At 40.5% G+C, this 23335-nt stretch carries 20 protein-coding genes; 15 read left to right on the top strand and 5 right to left on the bottom strand.

The features are described 5' to 3' along the window. Positions 1-122: 122 nt before the first annotated feature. From hpf to typA, 3 genes are all read right to left on the bottom strand, one after another. Positions 123-656 (bottom strand): ribosome hibernation-promoting factor, HPF/YfiA family, encoded by a 534-nt coding sequence (hpf, locus tag C7E02_RS03925; protein WP_005339737.1) that lies wholly within the window; start codon positions 654-656, stop codon positions 123-125. Between the two features lie 102 nt (positions 657-758). Further along, positions 759-1370: a transporter associated domain-containing protein gene (locus C7E02_RS03920; protein WP_005339738.1), complete on the bottom strand. Its 612-nt coding sequence runs from the start codon at positions 1368-1370 to the stop codon at positions 759-761. Between the two features lie 198 nt (positions 1371-1568). After that, on the bottom strand, positions 1569-3395 hold the full coding sequence (gene typA, locus C7E02_RS03915) for a translational GTPase TypA (protein WP_005331348.1): 1827 nt from the start codon (positions 3393-3395) through the stop codon (positions 1569-1571). 188 nt (positions 3396-3583) lie between these two features. On the opposite strand from typA, the gene C7E02_RS03910 reads away from it, so the two are divergent. The 10 genes from C7E02_RS03910 to C7E02_RS03865 all read left to right on the top strand — a co-directional run bounded on the left by C7E02_RS03910 (position 3584) and on the right by C7E02_RS03865 (position 15887). Further along, on the top strand, positions 3584-4213 hold the full coding sequence (locus C7E02_RS03910) for a single-stranded DNA-binding protein (RefSeq protein ID WP_005339739.1): 630 nt from the start codon (positions 3584-3586) through the stop codon (positions 4211-4213). Positions 4214-4354: 141 nt separating this feature from the next. Beyond that, positions 4355-5251 carry a 4-hydroxy-tetrahydrodipicolinate synthase gene (gene dapA / locus C7E02_RS03905; protein WP_022279717.1) on the top strand — a complete coding sequence of 299 codons (897 nt, stop codon included), beginning with the start codon at positions 4355-4357 and terminating at the stop codon, positions 5249-5251. A 100-nt stretch (positions 5252-5351) separates the two neighbouring features. Further along, the gene (gene dapB / locus C7E02_RS03900) at positions 5352-6110 is read left to right on the top strand and encodes a 4-hydroxy-tetrahydrodipicolinate reductase (RefSeq protein WP_029731770.1); all 759 of its coding nucleotides are present in this window, start codon (positions 5352-5354) and stop codon (positions 6108-6110) included. 102 nt (positions 6111-6212) lie between these two features. After that, a complete protein-coding gene (locus C7E02_RS03895) occupies positions 6213-8165 on the top strand; it encodes a fructose-bisphosphatase class III (protein ID WP_005339747.1) in 1953 nt (650 codons plus the stop codon). 109 nt (positions 8166-8274) lie between these two features. Then, complete coding sequence (locus C7E02_RS03890) at positions 8275-8601, top strand: hypothetical protein (protein WP_005339748.1); 327 nt, start codon at positions 8275-8277, stop codon at positions 8599-8601. 106 nt (positions 8602-8707) lie between these two features. Continuing rightward, on the top strand, positions 8708-9475 hold the full coding sequence (gene hisA / locus C7E02_RS03885; RefSeq protein WP_022279715.1) for a phosphoribosylformimino-5-aminoimidazole carboxamide ribotide isomerase: 768 nt from the start codon (positions 8708-8710) through the stop codon (positions 9473-9475). A 174-nt stretch (positions 9476-9649) separates the two neighbouring features. Beyond that, positions 9650-12217 carry a preprotein translocase subunit SecA gene (secA, locus tag C7E02_RS03880; protein ID WP_005339750.1) on the top strand — a complete coding sequence of 856 codons (2568 nt, stop codon included), beginning with the start codon at positions 9650-9652 and terminating at the stop codon, positions 12215-12217. Between the two features lie 103 nt (positions 12218-12320). Continuing rightward, positions 12321-13446, top strand: a protein-coding gene (gene prfB, locus C7E02_RS03875; protein WP_105308843.1) for a peptide chain release factor 2 whose coding sequence is annotated in 2 segments (ribosomal slippage) — positions 12321-12395 and positions 12397-13446 — 1125 coding nt in all. Because the reading frame shifts where the segments join, the coding sequence is not laid out codon by codon here. Continuing rightward, on the top strand, positions 13443-14663 hold the full coding sequence (locus tag C7E02_RS03870) for a homoserine dehydrogenase (RefSeq protein ID WP_022279713.1): 1221 nt from the start codon (positions 13443-13445) through the stop codon (positions 14661-14663). The genes prfB and C7E02_RS03870 overlap by 4 nt, the downstream gene beginning before the upstream one ends. Before the next feature lie 15 nt (positions 14664-14678). Beyond that, positions 14679-15887, top strand: a complete 1209-nt coding sequence (locus C7E02_RS03865; protein WP_005339755.1) for an aspartate kinase — start codon at positions 14679-14681, stop codon at positions 15885-15887. A gap of 24 nt (positions 15888-15911) precedes the next feature. On the opposite strand, the gene C7E02_RS03860 is transcribed toward C7E02_RS03865, so the two are convergent. Together C7E02_RS03860 and C7E02_RS03855 are read right to left on the bottom strand one after the other, a co-directional pair. Further along, positions 15912-16319, bottom strand: a complete 408-nt coding sequence (locus C7E02_RS03860; protein ID WP_005339756.1) for a helix-turn-helix domain-containing protein — start codon at positions 16317-16319, stop codon at positions 15912-15914. Between the two features lie 141 nt (positions 16320-16460). Then, positions 16461-16904, bottom strand: coding sequence for a CYTH domain-containing protein (locus C7E02_RS03855; protein WP_005339758.1), 444 nt, complete (start codon positions 16902-16904; stop codon positions 16461-16463). A 106-nt stretch (positions 16905-17010) separates the two neighbouring features. On the opposite strand from C7E02_RS03855, the gene C7E02_RS03850 reads away from it, so the two are divergent. From C7E02_RS03850 to lon, 5 genes are all read left to right on the top strand, one after another. After that, positions 17011-17574: a DJ-1 family glyoxalase III gene (locus C7E02_RS03850; protein ID WP_005339760.1), complete on the top strand. Its 564-nt coding sequence runs from the start codon at positions 17011-17013 to the stop codon at positions 17572-17574. A gap of 152 nt (positions 17575-17726) precedes the next feature. Further along, positions 17727-19013, top strand: coding sequence for a trigger factor (tig, locus tag C7E02_RS03845; RefSeq protein WP_105308842.1), 1287 nt, complete (start codon positions 17727-17729; stop codon positions 19011-19013). A 33-nt stretch (positions 19014-19046) separates the two neighbouring features. Beyond that, positions 19047-19628, top strand: a complete 582-nt coding sequence (clpP, locus tag C7E02_RS03840; RefSeq protein WP_005331327.1) for an ATP-dependent Clp endopeptidase proteolytic subunit ClpP — start codon at positions 19047-19049, stop codon at positions 19626-19628. A 26-nt stretch (positions 19629-19654) separates the two neighbouring features. After that, a complete protein-coding gene (gene clpX / locus C7E02_RS03835) occupies positions 19655-20926 on the top strand; it encodes an ATP-dependent Clp protease ATP-binding subunit ClpX (RefSeq protein ID WP_005331326.1) in 1272 nt (423 codons plus the stop codon). Positions 20927-20989: 63 nt separating this feature from the next. Then, positions 20990-23335: an endopeptidase La gene (gene lon, locus C7E02_RS03830; protein ID WP_105308841.1), complete on the top strand. Its 2346-nt coding sequence runs from the start codon at positions 20990-20992 to the stop codon at positions 23333-23335.

The raw sequence follows: 23335 nt of genomic DNA, 5'->3' as shown, positions 1-23335 counted from the left end.
CCTCGATGCCGCGACGCTGCCTCTCGGCCATGGCAGTCGCCATACATAAAAATAACAAGAACGACCGGAGAATGTAAACACTCTCCGGTCGTTCTTGTTATTTTTATGTCTTGCTTGTTGCTTTATGAGAATTCTGGTTCGATTAATCCGAAAGATCCATCTTTTCTCTTATATACTACGTTAACTTCTTCATTCTCAGCATTGAAGAATACAAAGAAGTTATGTCCAAGTAATTCCATCTGTACGCATGCGTCTTCAGGATACATTGGTTTGATTCCGAATCTTTTTGTGCGGACAATTTTTACTTCACCGTCTTCAATTGACTCTTCTGTCTCAAAAAGAGTCTTGCTGAAGTTGTTACCTTCCTGATTCTTTGCTACCAGTTTGTTTTTATATTTTCTGAGCTGACGCTCGATGACTTCTTCTACCAGGTCGATGGATACATACATATCGTCGCTTTCCTGCTCGGAACGAATGATGTTGCCTTTTACAGGGATTGTAACCTCAATCTTCTGATGTTCTTTCTGAACGCTGAGTGTTACATGAATCTCTGTGTCAGGTGTGAAGTAACGCTGTAATTTTCCTAATTTGCTCTCTACAGCATCTTTTAATCCTGGTGTTACGTCAATGTTCTTTCCAATAATAATGAATTTCATATTGTCCAACTCCTTTGCTACGTTTTTTCAGACGTTAATATCTGACAGTTGGTGGCCAGAACGGTAATCTATCTGATAGATATAGTATAGCACGTTTTGTTGTTAATGTATAGCACGTATTACTTCAATTCTTGAAATTTTTCCATCAGATTTTTTTGCGATGCGTAGACCGAAGCTTTTGAAGAAAACACAGGCTCCGATCTCGTTATTTATATTTTCTTTTTTTAATTGATCAAGCATCACCTCTTCCAGTGTATCGTTTTCTGAATACGGAAGGTCAATGGAAAGAAGCCTGGCAATATTTTTTGCTTTTGCAGATGCGTGGAAGATGTATTTGTCAGCATCATCAAAATTACAGAATAAGAATTTACGTGTGGCAAATAATACAGCGATTGCGCAGACACCGACAAGACTGCTCCAGATGGAAGAATGATCGATGATGATTTGTCTTGCAATTGCAAATAAGAGAACTTCGAAAACTGTCTGTGGGGAGTGAGAGTACATCATTTTAATAAGCTCGACACCGATGATCAGATTGAAGCAAGTTTCCAGAAGATCTTCGTAGTTAGGCCAGACATTTAAATCTGGAATTTTGTAAATCGCACCGGCTACACGCAGACACAATAAGATAATACCGGCGGTCAATATAAATGAAATAACAAATTCCAAAATATCAGACAGCCGTTTTAAAAACACAGATATAGATTCTTTCATATGTTTTTTGTCTCCTTGGGAATTAGTAATAAGTAAGTAGTAAAAATCTACAATATAGAGTATAAAGTATCGGAGTAGTCTTGCCAATATAGAATTTGGAAAGGATGTAGAAAATATGAAGAACACGGTCAAAAGATTCAAAAAACTGTCCGCAACAAAAATGTATACGGACAGCTTCAAGTCTTGAATAGTATTTTATTATTTCAGGTTGCTTCTTTTTCTCATCTTAGGATCCAGAATTTTCTTGCGGATTCTCAAATTGTCTGGTGTAACTTCCAGAAGCTCGTCAGTGTCGATAAAATCGATTGCCTGCTCCAGACTTAATACTCTCGGAGGTGTCAGGCGGAGAGCCTCATCTGCACTGGAAGAACGAGTGTTTGTAAGATGTTTTGTCTTGCAGACATTAATCTCGATATCATCTGTCTTTGCATTCTGTCCGATGACCATACCGGAGTAAACTTTTTCACCTGCTCCAATGAATAACTGCCCACGCTCCTGGGCAATATAAAGTCCGTAAGTTACAGATTCTCCAGTCTCAAATGCGATCAGAGATCCCTGTTTTCGATACTGAATATCACCTTTGTATGGTGCGTAGCCGTCAAATGCTGTGTTCATGATTCCATTTCCCTTTGTATCAGTCATGAAATCCCCACGGTATCCAATGAGTCCACGGGAAGGAATACGGAACTCAAGACGGGTATATCCGCCATTTCCGGCACCCATCGTCTGAAGTTCGCCTTTTCTCTGGCTCAGTTTCTCGATGACAACACCAGTAAATTCGTCTGGTACATCGATGTATGCAATCTCCATAGGCTCTAAGAGCTTACCATTTTCATCTTTCTTATAAAGAACTTCTGCCTTGCTGACAGCAAATTCGTATCCTTCACGTCTCATATTCTCAATAAGAACAGAAAGGTGAAGTTCGCCACGACCAGAAACTTTGAAAGAATCCATGTTCTCTGTATCTTCGACACGAAGGCTGACATCTGTATTCAGCTCACGCATCAGACGGTCACGCAGGTGACGGGAAGTCACAAATTTTCCTTCCTGTCCGGCAAATGGGCTGTCGTTTACCATGAAGTCCATGGAAATCGTAGGCTCTGAAATCTTCTGGAACGGAATGGCTACCGGATTTTCAGGAGAGCAGAGTGTATCTCCGATGGAAATGTCGGAAATACCAGAAATTGCTACAATGGAACCGATGGTTGCTTCTTTTACTTCTACTTTTTTCAGACCATCGAATTCGTAGAGCTTACTGATTTTAACTTTCTGCTGTTTGTCCGGATCATGATGGTTGACAACAACCATATCCTGGTTCACTGCGATCGTACCGTTATCTACTTTACCAACACCGATACGTCCTACATACTCATTGTAATCAATTGTACTGATAAGAACCTGAGTCGGAGCTTCCGGGTCGCCTTCCGGTGCAGGAATATAGTCTAAGATTGTATCAAACAGTGGTTTCATATCTTTCATGTCATCTGTCAGCTCTAAAGCAGCAACACCAGCTTTTGCAGAAGCATATACGAACGGACAGTCAAGCTGTTCATCCGATGCACCAAGATCAATGAGAAGTTCCAGAACTTCATCGATAACAGACTCAGCTCTTGCTTCTGGCCGATCGATTTTGTTGATGCATACAATAACAGGAAGTTTTAATTCCATTGCTTTTCTGAGAACGAACTTTGTCTGTGGCATAGCACCTTCAAATGCATCAACTACGAGGATAACTCCGTTTACCATTTTAAGGACACGTTCTACTTCGCCGCCGAAATCAGCATGTCCAGGTGTGTCAATGATATTAATCTTCACCCCGTTATAAGTAACGGCAGTATTTTTAGAAAGAATAGTGATTCCACGTTCTCTTTCAATATCGTTGGAATCCATGACACGTTCCTCAACGGCCTGATTTTCACGGAATACGCCGCTTTGCTTTAATAATTCATCTACCAGTGTCGTTTTACCGTGGTCAACATGGGCGATAATTGCGATATTTCTTACATCTTCGCGTTTTGTCTTCATTTTATAACATCCTTTTCTTTGAATCTTCACTTGTAAACACTTCTAATTTAATATATACAACTTTATTAGTCTACCACATTTTTGAAATTTTACAAGAGTTTAAAAAAGTTGTTCTAAATTCTGTACTTTAGGCATAGATTATTAAAGACCATAGGAAATACGTTTTAGAGGAAGGAGAACTTAAAATTATGTCAGATAAGATTATTGAAAATAACCAGGTGACGATTATGGGAGAGATTGCTTCAGATTTTACTTTCAGCCATGAGGTATTCGGGGAAGGATTTTATATGGTAGAGGTAAAGGTGAAGCGTCTGAGCAACTCGGAAGACCGGATTCCACTGATGATTTCGGAGCGTTTGATTGATGTGACAAGAGATTATACAGGTGAGTATATTATGGTGAATGGTCAGTTCCGGTCTTATAACAGACATGAAGAGCAAAAAAATCGGCTTGTATTATCTGTATTTGTAAGAGAGTTGGAGTTTATTGATGAAGAACTGGATGGAGCGAAGACGAATAGCATTTTCCTGGACGGCTATATCTGTAAACTTCCGGTCTATCGGAAAACTCCACTTGGGAGAGAAATCGCTGACCTTTTGCTGGCGGTGAACAGACCATATGGAAAATCAGATTACATACCATGTATCTGCTGGGGAAGAAATGCGAGATATGCTTCTGCATTTGAAGTAGGAGAGCATGTGCAGATCATAGGCAGAATACAGAGTCGTACATATATAAAGAAGTTATCGGATACGCTGACGGAAGAGAGAACCGCGTATGAGGTATCTGTAAGTAAACTGGAATGTGTGGAAATATAAAAAATGGGTAGGTCAAAATGTTCGCAACTTGTTTAGAAGTATAGTCTTTCATTGACATCCCTTGATAATGATGCTAGAATTTCAATTAATAATGAATCATGACAGAAAATTTAAAACGCATGAAAAGTCAGGAGGAGTACGATGGCTATATTTACTGGAGCTGGAGTGGCAATTGTCACACCATTTAATGATGATGGAGAAAGAAGTATTAATTATGATAAGTTAGATGCACTGCTTGATTACCACTGCAATAATGGAACAGATTGTATTGTAATCTGTGGAACAACTGGCGAGTCTGCAACAATGACAGAAGAAGAACATATGCAGTGCGTAAAGTTTGCAATTGACAGAGTGAAAGGCAGAATCCCAGTTATTGCAGGTACAGGTTCTAATTGTACACGTACAGCAATTGATATGTCTAAGGAGGCAGCAGATTATGGTGCAGACGGATTACTTCTTGTTACACCTTATTATAATAAGGCCACACAGGCAGGACTGATCGCACATTATGGAGCTGTAGCAAAAGAAGCGAAGGCACCAATTATTATGTATAGTGTTGCAAGCAGAACAGGTTGTAATATTGAGCCGGCTACTGTGGCAGAACTTGTAAAGAATGTTGACAATATTGTAGGTGTAAAAGAGGCATCTGGAAATATTTCCCAGGTTGCAAAGATCATGTCTCTGACAGATGGTAACATTGATCTGTACTCAGGAAATGATGATCAAATCGTACCATTACTTTCTCTGGGAGCAAAGGGAGTGATCTCGGTTCTTTCTAATGTAGCTCCAAAGGAGACGCATGATATCTGTGCGAAGTTTTTTGAGGGAGATATGAAAGGAAGTCTGGACCTTCAGTTAAAAGCAATTCCGCTTATTGAAAAGCTTTTCTGTGAAGTAAATCCGATTCCTGTTAAGAAAGCAATGGGACTTATGGGAAAAGACTGCGGACCGCTTCGCATGCCATTAACTGAACTTTCACCAGAACACACAAAAGCACTGGCACAGGCCATGAAGGGTTTTGGAATTGAACTGGCATAGAGATTTTTAAGAATGGCAGCAGGAATGATAATTACAGATAAAAGGATATCCCGGGTGATATCCTTTTCTGTCATGTAAAAAGACAAGGAGGAAAAATATTATGGTACGTGCGATTATGCATGGCTGCAATGGCAAGATGGGACGTGCGATCACTACACTTGCAAAAGAAGATGCAGAGGTAGAGATTGTGGCAGGAGTGGATGTATATACGGAAGTTGTAAATGAATATCCAGTGTTCGAAAGTATCGAAAAGTGTGATGTAGAAGCAGATGTTGTGATTGATTTTTCAAATGCAAAGGCAGTAGACGGACTTTTGGATTATTGCGTAGAAAAACAGATTCCTGTTGTTCTTTGCACAACAGGACTTTCAGAGGAACAGCTTCAGGAGGTAGAAGAAGCATCCAAGAAGGTAGCAGTTCTTCGTTCTGCCAATATGTCACTTGGAATCAATCTTTTGATGCAGCTTTTGAAAGAGGCGACAAAAGTACTGTCTCCGGCAGGTTATGATATTGAAATTGTTGAGAAGCATCACAACCAGAAATTGGATGCTCCAAGTGGAACTGCAATCGCTCTTGCAGATTCTATCAATGAGGCGGCAGATGGACAGTACGAGTATGTCTATGACAGAAGTCAGGTCAGAAAGAAACGTGATAAAAAAGAACTTGGAATATCAGCCGTGCGTGGAGGTACAATTGTTGGGGAACATGAAGTACTCTTTGCAGGAATAGATGAAGTGATTGAGTTCAAACATACAGCATACTCCAGAACTGTATTTGGAAAAGGTGCTGTAGAGGCTGCAAAATTCCTTGCTGGAAAAGAGGCAGGAAAATACGATATGTCAGACGTAGTATTAAAATAATATTACGAGGAATCTTGGGGCAGATTGCAGGAGTGCAAAGCACAAAGTAATCCGTAAATATTATAGTTGGAAAAAACAACCATATTATATAAAGGAGAGGTTATGAAAGATTTAGAAGCACGTTATTTGGAGAGACTTTCTCAACTGTATCCGACTATTGCTAAGGCATCAACAGAGATTATTAACTTACAGGCAATTTTAAATTTGCCAAAAGGTACGGAACATTTTCTTACGGATATCCATGGGGAATATGAAGCATTTTCCCATGTTCTTAAGAATGGATCGGGAGCAGTTCGTAGAAAAATTGACGAAGTCTTCGGAAATACTATGAGTAGTAAGGATAAGAAGACCCTTGCTACTCTTATTTATTATCCAAGAGAGAAGATGGAGCTCATTAAGAAAAAAGAAGAAAATATGGAGGACTGGTATAAGATTACGTTGTATCGTCTGATTGAAATCTGCAAGCGGACTTCAAGTAAGTATTCCAGATCTAAAGTCAGAAAAGCCCTGCCTCCGGAATTTGCTTATGTCATTGAGGAATTGATTACAGAGAAAGCAGATGTTCTGGATAAGGAGTCCTATTATAATTCTATTGTAGATACGATCATCCGGATCAAACGTTCCGAAGAGTTTATTGTGGCTTTGAGTGAATTGATCCAGAGACTTACTGTAGATCATCTGCATATTGTAGGAGATATTTATGATCGTGGGCCAGGACCACATATTATTATGGACAAGCTGATGGGTTATCATTCTATGGATATCCAATGGGGAAATCATGACGTACTCTGGATGGGGGCGGCAGCAGGACAACAGGGCTGTGTTGCAAATGTTGTCCGCATCTGTGCAAGATATGCAAATCTGGAGATTTTGGAGGATGGCTATGGAATTAACCTCCTGCCGCTTGCTACATTTGCACTGAACACATATCGGGATGATCCATGCAGCTGCTTTGAACTGAAGGATGATCCGGACTATGACCCCAGTGAAACAATGCTGAACATGAAGATGCATAAGGCGATTTCTATTATCCAGTTTAAGATAGAAGGACAGATTATCAAAAAAAATCCTGGATTTAAGCTGGAACACCGAAATCTTTTGCATCTGATTGATTATGAAAATGGTTTGATCGAGTTGGATGGAAAAACATATGAACTTCTGGATAAAAACTTCCCGACGATCGATCCAAAACGGCCATATGCATTGACAGAAGCCGAAGAAGAGGTGCTGGATCGTCTGACACAGGCATTTGTCAACTGCGAAAAATTACAGAGCCATATGCATTTTCTTTTAAGTAAAGGTGGATTATACAAAGTATACAATAACAACTTGTTGTATCACGGGTGTATTCCGCTGAATGAAGATGGAAGTTTTAAGTCAGTAAAAATATACGGGCGTTCTTACAAAGGAAAGGCACTTTATGAGGTGCTGGAAAGCTATGTGAGAAAGGGATTTTATGCCATTGACGAGAAGGAACGAAAGCGTGGGAAGGATATGATGTGGTATATCTGGCTCAGTGAGAATTCACCGCTGTTCGGTAAGGACAAGATGGCAACGTTTGAGCGATATTTCCTGGCAGAAAAAGAGACACATAAGGAGAAAAAGAATCCTTATTATGATTTTTTGGAAAATGATAAGGTGGTCGACCGTATTTTGAAAGAATTCGGACTAGAGCATTCCTTTAGTCATATCATCAATGGTCATATGCCGGTAAAATCCAAGAATGGAGAAAATCCGATGAAATGTGGAGGCAAAGTATTTGTTATCGACGGAGGATTTTCAAGAGCATATCAGAAACAGACCGGAATTGCAGGCTATACGCTGATCTATAATTCTTATGGTATGATTTTAAGTGCCCATGAGCCGTTTGAATCGAAAGAATCAGCAATTGAAAATGAAACAGATATTCATTCTGATACCATTGTGACAGAAATTGTATCAAAGCGCCAGTCTGTTTTAGACACGGATGTGGGAAAAGAACTGGTAGAACAGATCCATGATCTGGAATTTCTCCTGGAGGCATACAGAAGCGGACGCATTGCAGAACGACTGTAAAATAATGTCAATCTCTAAAAAGGTATAGAAAACTGTAAAATGCAGATATTACTATCAGCAAGTGAAGTATTTGCATGTAGCATTCTATACGGAAAAGGAGACGAAAATTATGAAACGGTTAAAAAAGTTATTGTTGATTATGATGTGTGTTGGTATTTTGGTTTCAGTTACTGCCTGTGCAGGAAATTCAAATGATAATGGAGCAGGGCAGAATGATGTGGTGAATGACAATGGCGCGAATGACACACAGACTGGTGATAGTGCCATGGACAAAATCGGTGACGGCCTGGAAGATGGAATTGACGATGTCGGAAAAGGCGTAGGCGATGTAGTCGATGATCTGGATGGTGATGGACGGTCGGATAACCGGAAAAACACAAACAATAACACAGTGAATGATGCGACGACTGGTAATGACAATGTGAACGACAGATAAGAAAAGAATGTAAGATAAGAAGACAAGGTCACATTTTTTCGGGGATAAATGGATTTGTCCCTGTGAGAGTGTGGCTTTTCTTTTAGATAAGGAAAGGAGTTTTTTCATGCATTTCAGACCTTGTATAGACATACATAATGGAAAAGTCAAACAAATTGTAGGCGCAAGTCTTACTGATCAGGGCAATCAGGCAAAGGAAAATTTCACGGCCTCTGAAAATGCGGATTATTATGCAAAAATGTATCAGAAAGACGGACTTATAGGGGGACATGTGATACTTTTAAATCCGGTATCTTCAGAATATTATAGAGAAACGAAAGCACAGGCAATGCTGGCACTTGGTGCATATCCAAAAGGACTTCAGGTGGGCGGTGGAATCCATGCCGAAAATGCAGAAGAGTTTCTGGAGGCGGGGGCAAGCCATGTGATCGTAACATCTTATGTGTTCCGCGACGGGAAGATAAATTGGGAAAATATGGAAAAACTTAAACATGCAGTGGGAAAAGAAAATGTTGTTATTGATTTGAGCTGCAGGAAAAAAGAAGACGGTTATTATATAGTGACAGACCGCTGGCAGAAGTTTACGGATGTAAAACTGACACAGGAAGTTTTAAGGGAAATTGCCGGATATTGCGATGAATATCTGGTGCATGGTGTAGATGTAGAAGGAAAATCAGCCGGAATTGATGAAGAGCTGGCAAAAATTCTTGGAGAGTTCGATATGATACCAGTGACTTATGCAGGAGGAATCGCAAGTCTTGAGGACATTGAACATTTTAGAAAAAAGACGGGTGGAAAAGTGGATTTTACAATAGGAAGTGCGCTGGATCTTTTTGGAGGACATCTTCCATATGAGCAGATTAAAAAATATTAGTATAGAATTTATGCAGCTTAGTTCGCAACAAGAATGCGAGAGAATTCTTGAATGATGAGAAAATATTTCAAGTGTGAACAGTTTGAAAACACTTTGTAAATTGGTTGAATTGCATTCTTGATAGTGATAAAATGGATACTGAGTAAATTTACGGACAAGGAGTAATGTATAGATATGGGCTTATTGCAAAAAATTTTTGGAACACATAGTGAAAATGAGTTAAAGCGTATCTATCCCATTGTAGATGAGATTGAAGCGTTGGGGCCGCAGATGGAGCAGCTTTCCGACGAGGAGCTTAAGAATAAGACACAGGAATTTAAGAGCCGTCTGAAAGACACAGAGACACTGGATGATATTCTGCCAGAGGCATTTGCAGTTGTGCGTGAGGCGGCAGGACGTACACTTGGCATGAAGCATTACAGAGTACAGTTGATCGGAGGAATTATTCTTCATCAGGGACGTATTTCTGAGATGAAGACTGGTGAAGGTAAGACACTGGTTTCTACACTTCCGGCTTATTTGAATGCATTGACCGGTGAGGGGGTGCATATTGTAACAGTCAACGACTATCTGGCAAAGCGTGATGCTGAGTGGATGGGACAGGTTCATGAGTTCCTGGGACTGACTGTCGGAGTTGTATTGAATAGCATGGATAATGATGAGAGACGTGCTGCATACAATTGCGATATTACTTATGTAACGAACAACGAACTCGGATTTGATTATCTGAGAGATAACATGGTTATTTATAAAGAGCAGCTCGTTCAGCGTGGACTGAAATATGCTATCATCGATGAGGTCGATTCCGTATTGATTGATGAGGCGAGAACACCACTGATCATTTCCGGTCAGAGTGATAAATCTACCAAGCTATATGAAGCATGCGATATTCTTGCGCGTCAGTTGGAAAAAGGCGAGGCGAGTGGTGAATTCAGTAAGATGAATGCCATTATGGGCGAGGATATTGAAGAGACTGGTGATTTTATCGTCAATGAAAAAGAGAAGAATATCAACCTGACAGAAGATGGTGTAAAGAAAGTTGAAAAGTTCTTTCATATTGAGAACCTGGCTGATCCGGAAAACCTGGAAATCCAGCATAATATTATCCTTGCACTGCGTGCACATAATCTGATGTTCCGTGACCAGGATTATGTTGTAAAAGACGATGAAGTACTCATCGTTGACGAGTTTACCGGACGTATTATGCCGGGACGCCGTTATTCTGACGGACTTCATCAGGCAATCGAAGCAAAAGAGCATGTGAAGGTTAAGAGAGAAAGTAAGACACTGGCAACCATTACTTTCCAGAACTTGTTTAACAAATTTGAGAAGAAAGCCGGTATGACAGGTACGGCTCTTACTGAGGAGAAGGAGTTCCGTGAGATTTATGGAATGGATGTAATTGAGATTCCAACCAATCGTCCGGTTGCGAGAAAAGACTTGGAAGATGCCGTATACAAGACAAAGAAGGAAAAATTCAAAGCAGTATGTGATGAAATTGAGAAAGCACATTCAAATCATCAGCCAGTGCTTGTTGGTACAATTACAATTGAGACTTCTGAACTTTTAAGCGGCATGCTCAAACGAAGAGGAATTAAGCATAATGTATTGAATGCTAAGTATCATGAACTGGAGGCTGAGATCGTGGCGCAGGCAGGTATTCACGATGCTGTCACAATCGCAACGAATATGGCCGGTCGTGGTACAGATATCAAGCTGGATGATGAGTCAAGAGAAGCCGGTGGATTAAAGATTATCGGTACTGAGCGTCACGAATCCAGACGTATTGATAACCAGTTACGTGGCCGTTCCGGACGTCAGGGAGATCCGGGAGAATCTAGATTCTACATTTCTCTGGAAGATGACCTGATGAGACTGTTCGGTTCTGAGAGACTGATGCAGGTGTTTGAGACGCTTGGAGTAGAAGAAGGCGAGCAGATCGAGCATAAGATGCTTTCCAGTGCGATTGAGAAAGCTCAGCAGAAGATTGAGAGCAATAACTTTGCAATTCGTAAGAATCTGTTAGAGTACGACCAGGTTATGAATGAGCAGAGAGAAATCATCTACGAAGAGAGAAGACGTGTGCTGGATGGCGAGAATATGCGTGATTCCATCTTCCATATGATTAACGATTACATTGAGAATACTGTAGATGCTGAAGTTTCAGTAGATCAGGACTATGAGGACTGGGATCTGATTGAATTGAACCGTGTAATAGGAGCGGTCATTCCGATGGCACCGGTGACACCGGATGATGTCAAAGGCATGGGACAGAAAGAGCTGAAGCATCTGTTAAAAGAGCGCGCAGCAAAAGCATATGAAGCAAAAGAAGCAGAGTTTCCGGAGCCAGAGCATATCCGTGAGCTGGAACGTGTCGTGCTTTTAAAAGTTATTGATGCAAAATGGATGGATCATATTGACGATATGGATCAGCTCCGTCAGGGAATCGGTCTTCAGGCTTACGGTAACCGTGACCCGAAGATTGAGTATAAGATGCTTGGATATGATATGTTCGGCGAGATGACTCAGGCAATTACAGAGACAACAGTCAGAACTTTGATGCATGTAAGAATCGAGCAGAAAGCTGAGCGCGAGCAGGTCGCAAAAGTAACTGGAACCAATAAAGATGACACAGCTCTTCGTGAGCCGAAGAAGCGGGAAAGCAAGAAAATCTATCCAAATGACCCTTGCCCATGTGGAAGTGGTAAGAAGTACAAACAGTGCTGTGGAAGAAATAAATAACAGACAAATCGAAAAAGGGATGAATCTCCCGTTGCGAAAAGTGACGGGAGAGATGTCGTTATGCAGTAAGTTAAAAACATAAAAAAGAAAGAGGTGAGGCAGTGTGATTGAATTAGAACAGTATAAGGGAATTATGAACTCCTATGAAGAACCTCTTGCCGAAATGAGGGATTCACTTTGACATTTCCGGCAAAGAGAACAGGGTTGAGGAACTGGAACGTAAGATAGAAGAACCGGGATTCTGGGATGCGCCGGAAGAATCACAAAAAATCATGAAAGAATTAAAAGATCTTCAGGAACATTTGAAAGTGATCCATGCATTATATTCGGAGTATGATGATATTTGTACACTGATTGAGATGGTTGATGAAGAGGAAGACCGCTCGATGGTGAAGGAAATTGAAAAGGATATTGCTCATTTTGAGGAAGATTTTGAAAAACTCAGAATTGAGACATTGTTATCAGGAGAATATGATTCCTGCAATGCGATTATGACATTACATGCCGGAACAGGCGGAACGGAGGCATGTGACTGGGTGAACATGCTGTACCGTATGTATACCAGGTGGTTTCAGACAAAAGGATTTTCGGTTCAGGTACTGGACTATCTGGATGGAGATATTACCGGAATAAAAAATATTACATTTGAAGTAGTTGGAGACAATGCCTATGGCTATCTGAAATCAGAAAAAGGTGTACATCGGCTTGTAAGAATTTCGCCATTTAATTCAGCGGGAAAGAGACAGACTTCTTTTGCTTCCTGCGATGTGGTGCCGGATATTGAAGAAGACATTGATATTGATATTTTGGATGATGATCTGAAAATTGATACCTATCGTGCAAGCGGGGCTGGCGGACAACATGTCAATAAGACATCTTCTGCAATCCGAATCACGCATTTGCCGACAGGAATTGTAGTTCAATGCCAGAATGAAAGATCACAGCATCATAATAAAGAAAAAGCTATGCAGATGTTGAAGGCAAAATTAAAGCTGCTGCAGGAGCAGGAACAGGCAGAAAAAGTATCAGATATCCGGGGAGAAGTAAAAGACATCGGATTCGGTAATCAGATAAGGTCCTATGTTATGCAGCCATACACGTTGGTAAAAGACCACAGAACGAATGTGGAAAATGGCAATGTTACGGCGGTTCTTGACGGAGATCTTGATATGTTTATAAACGCCTATTTAAAATATGTATCAGGCGGTGAAAAGGGAGGAACGGTATGATAAATATAGCAGTGATGGGGTATGGTACAGTTGGTTCAGGTGTCGTGGAAGTTATTGATACCAATGGTGAGCGCATTGCCCAGAGAATCGGGGATGCACTGAATGTAAAATATGTGTTGGACATCAGAGATTTTCCAGAAGACCCGATACAGGAAAAAGTAATTCATGATTTTGAGACAATTATCTCTGATGATGAGATTCAGATCGTTGTGGAAGTCATGGGAGGAATCGAGCCAGCGTATACCTTTGTGAAAAGAAGCCTTCTTGCCGGAAAATGTGTCGTAACTTCCAATAAGGCACTTGTGGCAAAGCACGGTGCAGAATTGCTTTCTATTGCAAAAGAAAAGAACATAAATTTTCTGTTTGAGGCGAGTGTAGGCGGTGGTATTCCGATTATCCGTCCGCTTAATTCTTCACTGACAGCAGATGAGATTGAAGAAATTACCGGAATCCTCAATGGCACGACGAATTATATGTTGACGAAGATGTTCTATGAAGGAGCAGATTATGCTTCTGTATTAAAGGAAGCACAGGATAACGGATATGCAGAGCGAAATCCGGAGGCAGATGTAGAAGGATACGATGCCTGCAGAAAGATTGCAATTTTGTCATCTCTGATTTCCGGTCAGCAGGTAGATTTTGAAGATATTTACTGTGAAGGAATTACAAAGATTACAGTAGAAGATATGAGATATGCAAAGGCTATGGGAACTACAATCAAGCTTTTGGCTTCCAGCAAGACACATGCCGGAAGACTTGGCGCGATGGTCGCACCTTGCATGCTTTATCCGGATCACCCGCTTTACAATGTAAATGGTGTTTTCAATGCAATTTTCGTTCATGGAAATGTCTTGGGAGATGCGATGTTCTATGGAAGCGGGGCAGGAAAACTTCCAACGGCAAGTGCTGTTGTATCCGATGTTGTGGAAGCAGCCAAGAACCTGAACCGCAATGTGATGACTATGTGGAAAGAAGAGAAACTCCGTCTGGAAGATAAATCTTCCATGAAGAGACGATTCTTTATCCGTATGAAAGGGAACGTGGAGGAGAAGATTGAAGATATCCGTTATTCCTTTGGGGATGTTGAAATCGTGAAGGTTGACGGTCTGGACGGAGAGTTTGGATTTGTGACTCCGATCATGATGGAAGGTGATTATGATACAAGAGCGAAGAGTTATGAAGACCAGATTCTTCATATGATCCGTATTGAAGATTAGGGAAAGGGAGAAACTATGCTGATCGTTAAAAAATTTGGCGGGACTTCTGTTGCCAATAAAGAACGAATATTTAATGTGGCAAGACGCTGCATTGAAGACTATAAAGCAGGGCATGATGTGGTAGTCGTGCTTTCTGCGATGGGAGATACAACAGATGAGCTGATTGAACTTGCAAATTCCATCAACCCAGATGCAAAGAAGCGTGAGTTGGATATGCTTTTGACAACAGGAGAACAAGTGTCAGTATCATTGATGGCTATGGCTATGCAGGCACTGGATGTGCCAGCGGTATCTCTAAATGCATTCCAGGTTGCGATGCATGCAACATCACGTTATGGAAATGCAAGATTTAAACGTGTAGATACTAAGCGTATCAGACATGAACTGGATTCCAGAAAGATTGTGATCGTAACAGGATTCCAGGGTGTGAATAAGTATGACGATATTACAACACTTGGACGAGGTGGTTCAGACACAACTGCAGTTGCGCTTGCTGCGGTACTTCATGCAGACAAATGTGAGATTTATACAGATGTTGATGGAGTCTTTACAGCTGATCCGAGAATTGTAAAGAATGCAAAAAAATTAGATTTTATTACTTATGATGAGATGCTGGAGCTGGCGAGCCTTGGAGCGAAAGTACTTCACAACCGTTCAGTCGAGATGGCAAAAAAATACAATGTAGAGCTGGTAGTCAGATCTAGTCTCAATCAGACAGAAGGAACCGTAGTAGGGGAGGGAACAGGAATGGAAAAACTGTTAGTAACAGGAGTTGCAGCAGATAAAAATACAGCAAGAATCTCTGTAATCGGAGTGGAAGACAAACCAGGGACAGCTTTTAGTGTATTTGATACATTGGCAGCCAATAACATTAATGTAGATATTATTTTACAGTCTGTAGGACGCGAGGGGACAAAAGATATTTCCTTTACTGTTGCTTCGGACGATCTTGAACATGCGTTAGAAGTTCTGGATAAGAATAAAGAAAGACTTACGATTAAGGATATTACATACAACAAAGATGTGGCAAAATTATCTGTTGTAGGAGCAGGAATGATGAGCAATCCGGGAGTTGCATCCAGAATGTTCGAGGCGCTGTACAATTCCAGAGTCAATATCAACATGATTTCAACATCAGAAATTCGTATTACAGTACTCGTAGCTGAGAAAGATATTGATAAAGCTATGAATGCAGTACATGATGAATTTGTCATGGAAGAATAACAGATGGGATCTCTTCCCAATCTGTTATTCTTCCTGATTATTTGAATTTGCAAGAAAGCCGGTAATAATCTGTCTCACTTCGTCAGAAGCAGCACGAAAAAGAAGTAAAAGCTTTAGCTCTTCATCGGAGAGATAGATGATATTATCGGATTTTTTGCATTTAATATACGGAATTTCGCCCTCGGAAATTCTATCGGGCTGCATGGAATACAGAGGAATCTTGTAGCCGTTACAGAATAAAAGTTCATCAATGGTAATATGATAAAAGTCAGCAATTGATTTGAGTAATTCCAGATCAGGGGTGCGTGTGCCACGCTCGTAATTGGAATATGTCTGACGAGAAATATTCAGATATCTGCTAAATTCATCCTGCTTAAGATTACTTCGCTCACGCAGAATACGAAGATTCTCGGTCAATTGGATATTGGCCATTGATGTTTCCTCCATTGAATCAAAAATATGTTTACATCATAACAATTTGTTCAATAAATAAAAGAATATGCGCCGAAATGTGGCAAAATAAGAAAAAGCAACAATATGTTGCTTTTAAATAAAATTAACAATATAATCAGACTATTTTAAACTAAGAGTACTGTTGTGATATTCGCTGGAGAATGTAACATCTGTTCCAAACCATTCTGGTGGTGTGAAAGAGAGTGCCGAAGCTTCATCTGGAAATTCTACTTCAGCCAGAAGCAGTGGAGCCAGATCGTCTTCAAAGACATCTAATTCAATAGTTAGAGAATCATTGAGTGGAATCATATAACGTTTTTTTCTGATGAGACGTCCGTCAATCTTTGTGAGCAGATGCTGATATGAAGCTTCATCAAGTGGCAGATTATATTCTTCTCTTGCCATGAGACCTTTTGATTTATAAGTGAGTTCATGTTTATTATTGTCCTTCCGGATGCGAATAACCGGATCCGTGTTCAGATAAGCCTGTTCGATGTGACGACAGGGATAATCCTGATAATCTTCCGGAAGAGTATCAATAAGATATTTGCGTTCTATTTCCATATTATAATACCTCCATGGCATAATCATAATTCAGTTTACACAAAAAGTAAACAGTGTTACTATTAAGAAAATGAGTCAAGAAAAATAAGAAAAGGAGAGATCCGTTATGAAATTTAGTATGAAAAAAGTAACTGTATTATTAGCAGATGGATTTGAAGAGATTGAGGCTCTGACGGTAGTAGATCTGCTTCGAAGAGCAAAAGTGTATGTGGATACAGTATCAATTACAGATGATTATACAGTGCGCGGAGCACATGGAATACCTGTGCAGACAGAGGATCTGATTACAGAGATTGATTTTAAAGAATCCGATATGATCGTGCTTCCGGGTGGAATGCCGGGAACAACAAATCTAAAAGAAGATGAGAATGTCAGAAAGGCAGTTCAAGAAGCATATGACGACGGAAGATATGTGGCAGCAATTTGTGCGGCACCGACAATTCTCGCAGATATGGGACTTTTAAAAGGAAAGAGAGCGACTTGCTATCCAGGCATGGAAAGTGAGATTGAAGATGCATATCTGACCGGAGCACCAGTAGCAACTGACGAAAATATCATTACAAGTCAGGGAGTTGGAACTGCAATTGATTTTGCACTGAAACTGATCGAAGTGCTTATCAGCGAGGAAAAAGCAGTAGAAATTGCAGATTCTATTGTATATCAGAGATAATTTATGAAAACCTTATAAAAAAACGCAATATCCGTAAAATCGAACTGGATATTTGGAAATGTTTGTGATATACTTCTTGAGTGAATGCAATGTAATATGCCCTTTTGCGGATTGCCCATGCAAGGGGGATAGAAATAGGAGGAAAAGGGTAGATGAGTTTACAGGTAGAAAAATTAGAAAAAAATATGGCGAAACTCACAATCGAAGTTTCTGCTGATGAATTAGAAAAAGCACTTCAGAACGCATACAAGAAACAGAAAAATAAAATCAGTATGCCAGGATTCCGTAAAGGAAAAGTTCCGCGTCAGATGGTTGAGAAGATGTATGGAGCAGATGTATTCTATGAAGATGCAGCGAATGCTCTGATTCCACAGGCTTACTCAGAGGCTTACGATGAGTGTGATCTTCAGATCGTATCTCAGCCGGAGATTGATATTACACAGATCGAGAAAGGAAAACCGTTCATCTTCACAGCACTTGTTGCTACAAGACCGGAGGTTACTCTTGGAGAGTACAAAGGACTTGAGGTAGATAAAGTATCTACACGCGTAACACAGAAAGAAGTTGACGCTAAGATCCAGGAAGAGGCAGGAAAGAACGCAAGAACAGTTGCAGTAGAAGGACGTCCGGTTAAAGACGGAGATGAAGTTGTTCTTGATTTTGAAGGATTTGTTGACGGAGAAGCATTCGAGGGCGGAAAAGGAGAGAACTATTCTCTTACAATTGGTTCCGGAACATTTATTCCAGGATTCGAGGATCAGCTTATCGGAGTAGAGGCAGAGAAAGAAGTAGAAATTAAAGTTACATTCCCGGAGGAGTATCATGCAGAGAACCTTCAGGGAAAAGATGCTGTATTCAAATGTACAGTACATGAGATCAAAGAGAAAGAGCTTCCAGAGATTGATGATGAATTCGCAGCAGAAGTATCTGAGTTTGATACATTAGATGAGTACAAGGCTGATGTAAAAGCTAAGATTAAAGAAGAAAAAGCTAAAGAAGGAAAAGCAAAAAAAGAAGATCAGGTAATCGCAAAAGCTATCGAGAATGCAACAATGGAGATTCCTGAACTTATGATCAAGACACAGGCGCGCCAGCAGATGGATAATTTTGCTCAGAATCTGATGTCACAGGGACTGACAATGGAGCAGTATGCACAGTTCACAGGAATGACAGCAGACAAGATGATGGAGCAGATGCTTCCATCAGCAGAGAAGAACATTAAGACACGTCTTGTTCTCGAGGCAATTGCAAAAGCTGAGAATATTGAGATTTCTGACGAGAAGATTGATGAGAAGTTAGCTGAGATGGCTAAGTCTTACGATATGGAAGTTGAAAAACTTAAAGATCTTGTAGGAGAGGCTGAGAAACAGCAGATGAAAGACGATATGGCTGTTCAGGAAGCAATTGATTTCCTTGTTGAGAACGCTGTAGAGAAATAATAAGTCACTGAAATATAACAGGGAGGCATATGTATGAGTTTAGTACCTTATGTCATTGAACAGACAAGCAGAGGAGAGCGTTCCTATGATATCTATTCAAGATTATTAAAGGACAGAATTATATTTTTTGGAGAAGAAGTTACAGATGCATCAGCGAGTGTAGCAATCGCGCAGCTTCTTTTCCTGGAAGCAGAGGATCCGGAAAAGGATATTCATCTGTACATTAACAGTCCGGGCGGATCTGTATCTGCAGGTCTGGCAATTTATGATACTATGCAGTATATCAAATGTGATATTGAGACAATCTGTATCGGTATGGCAGCAAGCATGGGATCATTCCTTCTGGCCGGAGGTACAAAAGGAAAGAGACTTGCCCTTCCAAATTCCGAAATTATGATTCATCAGCCATCTGGAGGAGCTCAAGGTCAGGCAACTGAAATTCAGATTGCAGCAGAGCATATCCTGAAGACTCGTGAGAGATTGAACCGGATTCTTGCAGAGAATACAGGACAGCCGCTGGAGGTCATTAGCAGAGAGACTGACAGGGATAATTTTATGTCCGCTGAGGAAGCCAAAGCATTTGGATTAATCGATGAAGTAATTACAAGACGATAGGGAACAGATATGTTCCCTATTCTTTAATGAGGTGTAGAATATTGGGAAGAAATGATGATCAGATAAGGTGTTCATTTTGTAATAAGTCACAGGCTCAGGTGAAAAAATTGATTGCAGGACCGAATGATACTTATATCTGTGATGAATGTGTGGAAGTATGCTCTGAGATTATAGAAGAAGAGATGGCATATGATGAGAATGATTCCTGGACTCCGTTTTCAGATATCAATCTTTTGAAACCGGAAGAGATCAAGGAATTTCTTGATGATTATGTGATTGGACAGGATGAGGCAAAAAAGGTTCTTTCTGTTGCTGTATATAATCACTACAAGCGTATTATGGCACAGAGAGATCTCGGCGTCGAATTGAATAAGAGTAATATACTGATGCTGGGTCCGACAGGGTGTGGTAAGACACTTCTTGCCCAGTCACTTGCAAAAATTCTGAATGTTCCATTTGCAATAGCTGATGCAACAGCTCTTACTGAGGCAGGATATGTAGGAGAAGATGTGGAAAATATTCTTCTAAAACTGATTCAGGCTGCAGATTATGATATTGAACGTGCAGAGTATGGTATTATCTATCTTGATGAGATCGATAAGATTACAAGAAAATCTGAGAACCCGTCAATTACAAGAGATGTATCTGGAGAAGGTGTTCAGCAGGCACTTCTTAAGATTGTAGAAGGCACGGTTGCAAATGTTCCTCCACAGGGTGGAAGAAAGCATCCACATCAGGAATTGATACAGATAGATACAACGAATATTTTATTTATCTGTGGCGGTGCATTTGAAGGAATTGATAAGATTATTGAGAAACGTATTGATCAGAAATCTATCGGATTTAATGCAGAAATTGCAGAGAAGCATGAAGATGATGTAGATAAATTGTTAGCTCAGGTGCTGCCACAGGATCTTGTGAAATTTGGATTGATTCCGGAACTGGTAGGGCGTGTACCAGTTACAGTATCTCTTGAGATGCTGGATCATGATGCTTTGATCCGTATCTTGACAGAGCCAAAGAATGCAATCGTAAAGCAGTATCAAAAACTTTTGGAACTAGATGGAGTGAAATTAGTATTTGACGATTCTGCATTAAACGAGATTGCAGATATATCATTGAAAAGAAAGACCGGAGCCAGAGGACTTCGGGCAATCATGGAAAATACAATGATGGATATTATGTATCGCGCACCGTCCGATGAGACACTGAAAACGTGCCGGATCACCGGTGACGTGGTGACAGGAAAAGCAAAACCAGAGTGTGAACACACTTCTGTGAATACACAAAGCGCATAATGAAAGAGACGGGTACGAGTAAAATTGTTCCCGTCTCATTTTTGAATTATAGGAGTAAACAGTATGGAAAATGAGTTGATGAGTCTGCCGATGGTGGCACTTCGTGGACTTGCAGTGCTGCCAGAGCAGGTGACACATTTTGATGTGAGCCGTGAAAAATCTGTGCAGGCAATCACACAGGCCATGAAAAAAGATCAGAAAGTATTTCTTGTAATGCAGAAGGAAGTTGAAGTGGAAGAGCCAAAGGAGTCAGATCTTTACAGAATTGGCTGTGTTGCAACTGTAAAACAGATTGTAAAGCTTCCGGGAAATATGAAACGTGTTCTAGTATCGGGAGAGCAGCGTGCAGGTCTTTCCTGGATTGAATCTGAAGAACCTTATGTTCAGGCCGCGGTAAAAATATTGCCGGATTTCTGCAAACCGGAAGACAGGGAACTGTTGGAAAATCCAATCAATGAAGAAGGAATGGTACGTGGACTTCGTGAATTGTTCAGGGATTATATGTCAAAAAATCCAAAGCTTGCAAAAGAACTCGCCATGATGATCGAAGAGATAAAATCGCTGCGCGTCATGGTCGATACAATTGCTGCCAATCTTCCAATGGATTATGAAGATACCCAAAAAGTTCTGGAAGAGCAGGATATTCTTCAGAGATATGAAGACATTTCTCTTCGTGTGGTCAATGAGATGCGCGTACTCAGTGTGAAAGAGGAACTTCAGAAAAAGGTAAAAGAGCGTGTAGATAAGAATCAGAGAGAATATATCTTAAGAGAAGAGATGAAACTGATTCGTGAGGAACTAGGAGAAGATACACTTCAGACAGATGCGGAGGAATTCGAACAGGCAGTGAAAGATTTAGATGCATCTTGTGAAGTGAAAGAAAAATTAGCAAAAGAAATCAAAAGATTTAAAAGCCAGATGGCAAGCCCGGCAGAGTCTGGTGTTGTAAGAACTTATATTGAAACGATGCTTGAGATGCCGTGGAATAAGAGATGTGAGGAGAATCTTGATATCAAAGCTGCGAAAGAAAAGCTTGATGAAGAACATTATGGTCTGGAAAAGGTAAAAGATCGTATACTGGAATTTCTGGCAGTTAGAATCCTCACAAGTAAAGGACAGACTCCGATTCTTTGCCTTGCAGGTCCCCCGGGAACCGGTAAGACCTCTATTGCAAGATCACTTGCAGAAGCGCTTGGAAGACCTTATGTCCGCATTTCTCTTGGTGGTGTGCGTGATGAGGCTGAGATCCGGGGACATCGCAAGACTTACGTAGGCGCAATGCCTGGAAGAATTGCGACAGCACTTCGAAATGCAAAAGTAAAGAATCCACTGATGCTTTTAGACGAAATTGATAAAGTTAGTAATGACTATAAAGGAGATACATTTTCTGCACTTCTGGAAGTACTGGACAGTGAACAGAATGACAAGTTCCGTGATCATTATCTGGAAGTTCCAATCGATTTGTCGGAAGTACTGTTTGTTACGACAGCTAATACATTACAAACAATTCCAAGACCACTTCTTGACCGTATGGAAGTAATCGAGATCAACAGTTATACAGAAAATGAGAAAATTCATATTGCCCAGAGACATCTGATTCCAAAGCAGTTAAAAAGTCATGGACTTTCAGAGGAACAACTTTCAATCAGTAAGAAAGCACTTCAAAAAATTGCGACCGTGTATACAAGGGAAGCGGGAGTTCGTCAATTGGAAAGGAAAATTGGAGGCATCTGCAGAAAGTCAGCCAGAGAGATTCTGGAAGATAATAAGAAATGTATTAAAGTTACAGAACGTAATCTGGAGCATTATCTAGGCAAAGAGATTTACCAGTTCCAGAAGGCAAATGAACAGGATGAAGTCGGAATTGTCCGAGGACTTGCATGGACCAGTGTCGGAGGGGATACACTTCAGATTGAGGTTAATGTGATGCCGGGGGAGGGTGAGATACTTCTGACTGGTCAGCTTGGCGATGTAATGAAAGAATCCGCAAGAGCCGGGATCAGTTATATACGTTCTGTCAGCAAAGAACATGGTATTGATGAGAAATTTTTTAAAGAACATGATATACATATCCATATTCCGGAAGGAGCAGTACCAAAAGATGGACCGTCTGCAGGTATTACAATGGCAACGGCGATATTCTCAGCTGCGACAGGAAGAAAGGTACGTGCGGATGTGGCTATGACCGGTGAGATTACACTAAGAGGAAGGGTGCTTCCAATCGGTGGATTAAAAGAAAAACTTTTGGCAGCAAAAAATGCCGGGATCCGGATGATTCTGATTCCTAAAGAAAATGAGGGGGATATTGAAGAAATGTCTTCAGAGATCACAAAGGGTCTTAAGATAGTCAGTGTATCTCATATGGATGAAGTGCTTGATTATGCACTTTCTAAAGAACAGGAGGGATAA

The organism is Dorea sp. Marseille-P4042 (genome assembly GCF_900290215.1).
Taxonomy (GTDB): Bacteria; Bacillota; Clostridia; order Lachnospirales; family Lachnospiraceae; genus Dorea; species Dorea formicigenerans.
The sequence above is the reverse complement of the archived record's forward strand: the minus strand, read 5'-3'. Positions and strand labels throughout refer to the sequence as shown.

Coding starts and splice junctions, on each gene's coding strand:
- hpf (WP_005339737.1), bottom strand. CDS start 656: ATGAAATTCATTATTATTGGAAAGAACATTGACGTAACACCAGGATTA.
- C7E02_RS03920 (WP_005339738.1), bottom strand. CDS start 1,370: ATGAAAGAATCTATATCTGTGTTTTTAAAACGGCTGTCTGATATTTTG.
- typA (WP_005331348.1), bottom strand. CDS start 3,395: ATGAAGACAAAACGCGAAGATGTAAGAAATATCGCAATTATCGCCCAT.
- C7E02_RS03910 (WP_005339739.1), top strand. CDS start 3,584: ATGTCAGATAAGATTATTGAAAATAACCAGGTGACGATTATGGGAGAG.
- dapA (WP_022279717.1), top strand. CDS start 4,355: ATGGCTATATTTACTGGAGCTGGAGTGGCAATTGTCACACCATTTAAT.
- dapB (WP_029731770.1), top strand. CDS start 5,352: ATGGTACGTGCGATTATGCATGGCTGCAATGGCAAGATGGGACGTGCG.
- C7E02_RS03895 (WP_005339747.1), top strand. CDS start 6,213: ATGAAAGATTTAGAAGCACGTTATTTGGAGAGACTTTCTCAACTGTAT.
- C7E02_RS03890 (WP_005339748.1), top strand. CDS start 8,275: ATGAAACGGTTAAAAAAGTTATTGTTGATTATGATGTGTGTTGGTATT.
- hisA (WP_022279715.1), top strand. CDS start 8,708: ATGCATTTCAGACCTTGTATAGACATACATAATGGAAAAGTCAAACAA.
- secA (WP_005339750.1), top strand. CDS start 9,650: ATGGGCTTATTGCAAAAAATTTTTGGAACACATAGTGAAAATGAGTTA.
- C7E02_RS03870 (WP_022279713.1), top strand. CDS start 13,443: ATGATAAATATAGCAGTGATGGGGTATGGTACAGTTGGTTCAGGTGTC.
- C7E02_RS03865 (WP_005339755.1), top strand. CDS start 14,679: ATGCTGATCGTTAAAAAATTTGGCGGGACTTCTGTTGCCAATAAAGAA.
- C7E02_RS03860 (WP_005339756.1), bottom strand. CDS start 16,319: ATGGCCAATATCCAATTGACCGAGAATCTTCGTATTCTGCGTGAGCGA.
- C7E02_RS03855 (WP_005339758.1), bottom strand. CDS start 16,904: ATGGAAATAGAACGCAAATATCTTATTGATACTCTTCCGGAAGATTAT.
- C7E02_RS03850 (WP_005339760.1), top strand. CDS start 17,011: ATGAAATTTAGTATGAAAAAAGTAACTGTATTATTAGCAGATGGATTT.
- tig (WP_105308842.1), top strand. CDS start 17,727: ATGAGTTTACAGGTAGAAAAATTAGAAAAAAATATGGCGAAACTCACA.
- clpP (WP_005331327.1), top strand. CDS start 19,047: ATGAGTTTAGTACCTTATGTCATTGAACAGACAAGCAGAGGAGAGCGT.
- clpX (WP_005331326.1), top strand. CDS start 19,655: ATGAGGTGTAGAATATTGGGAAGAAATGATGATCAGATAAGGTGTTCA.
- lon (WP_105308841.1), top strand. CDS start 20,990: ATGGAAAATGAGTTGATGAGTCTGCCGATGGTGGCACTTCGTGGACTT.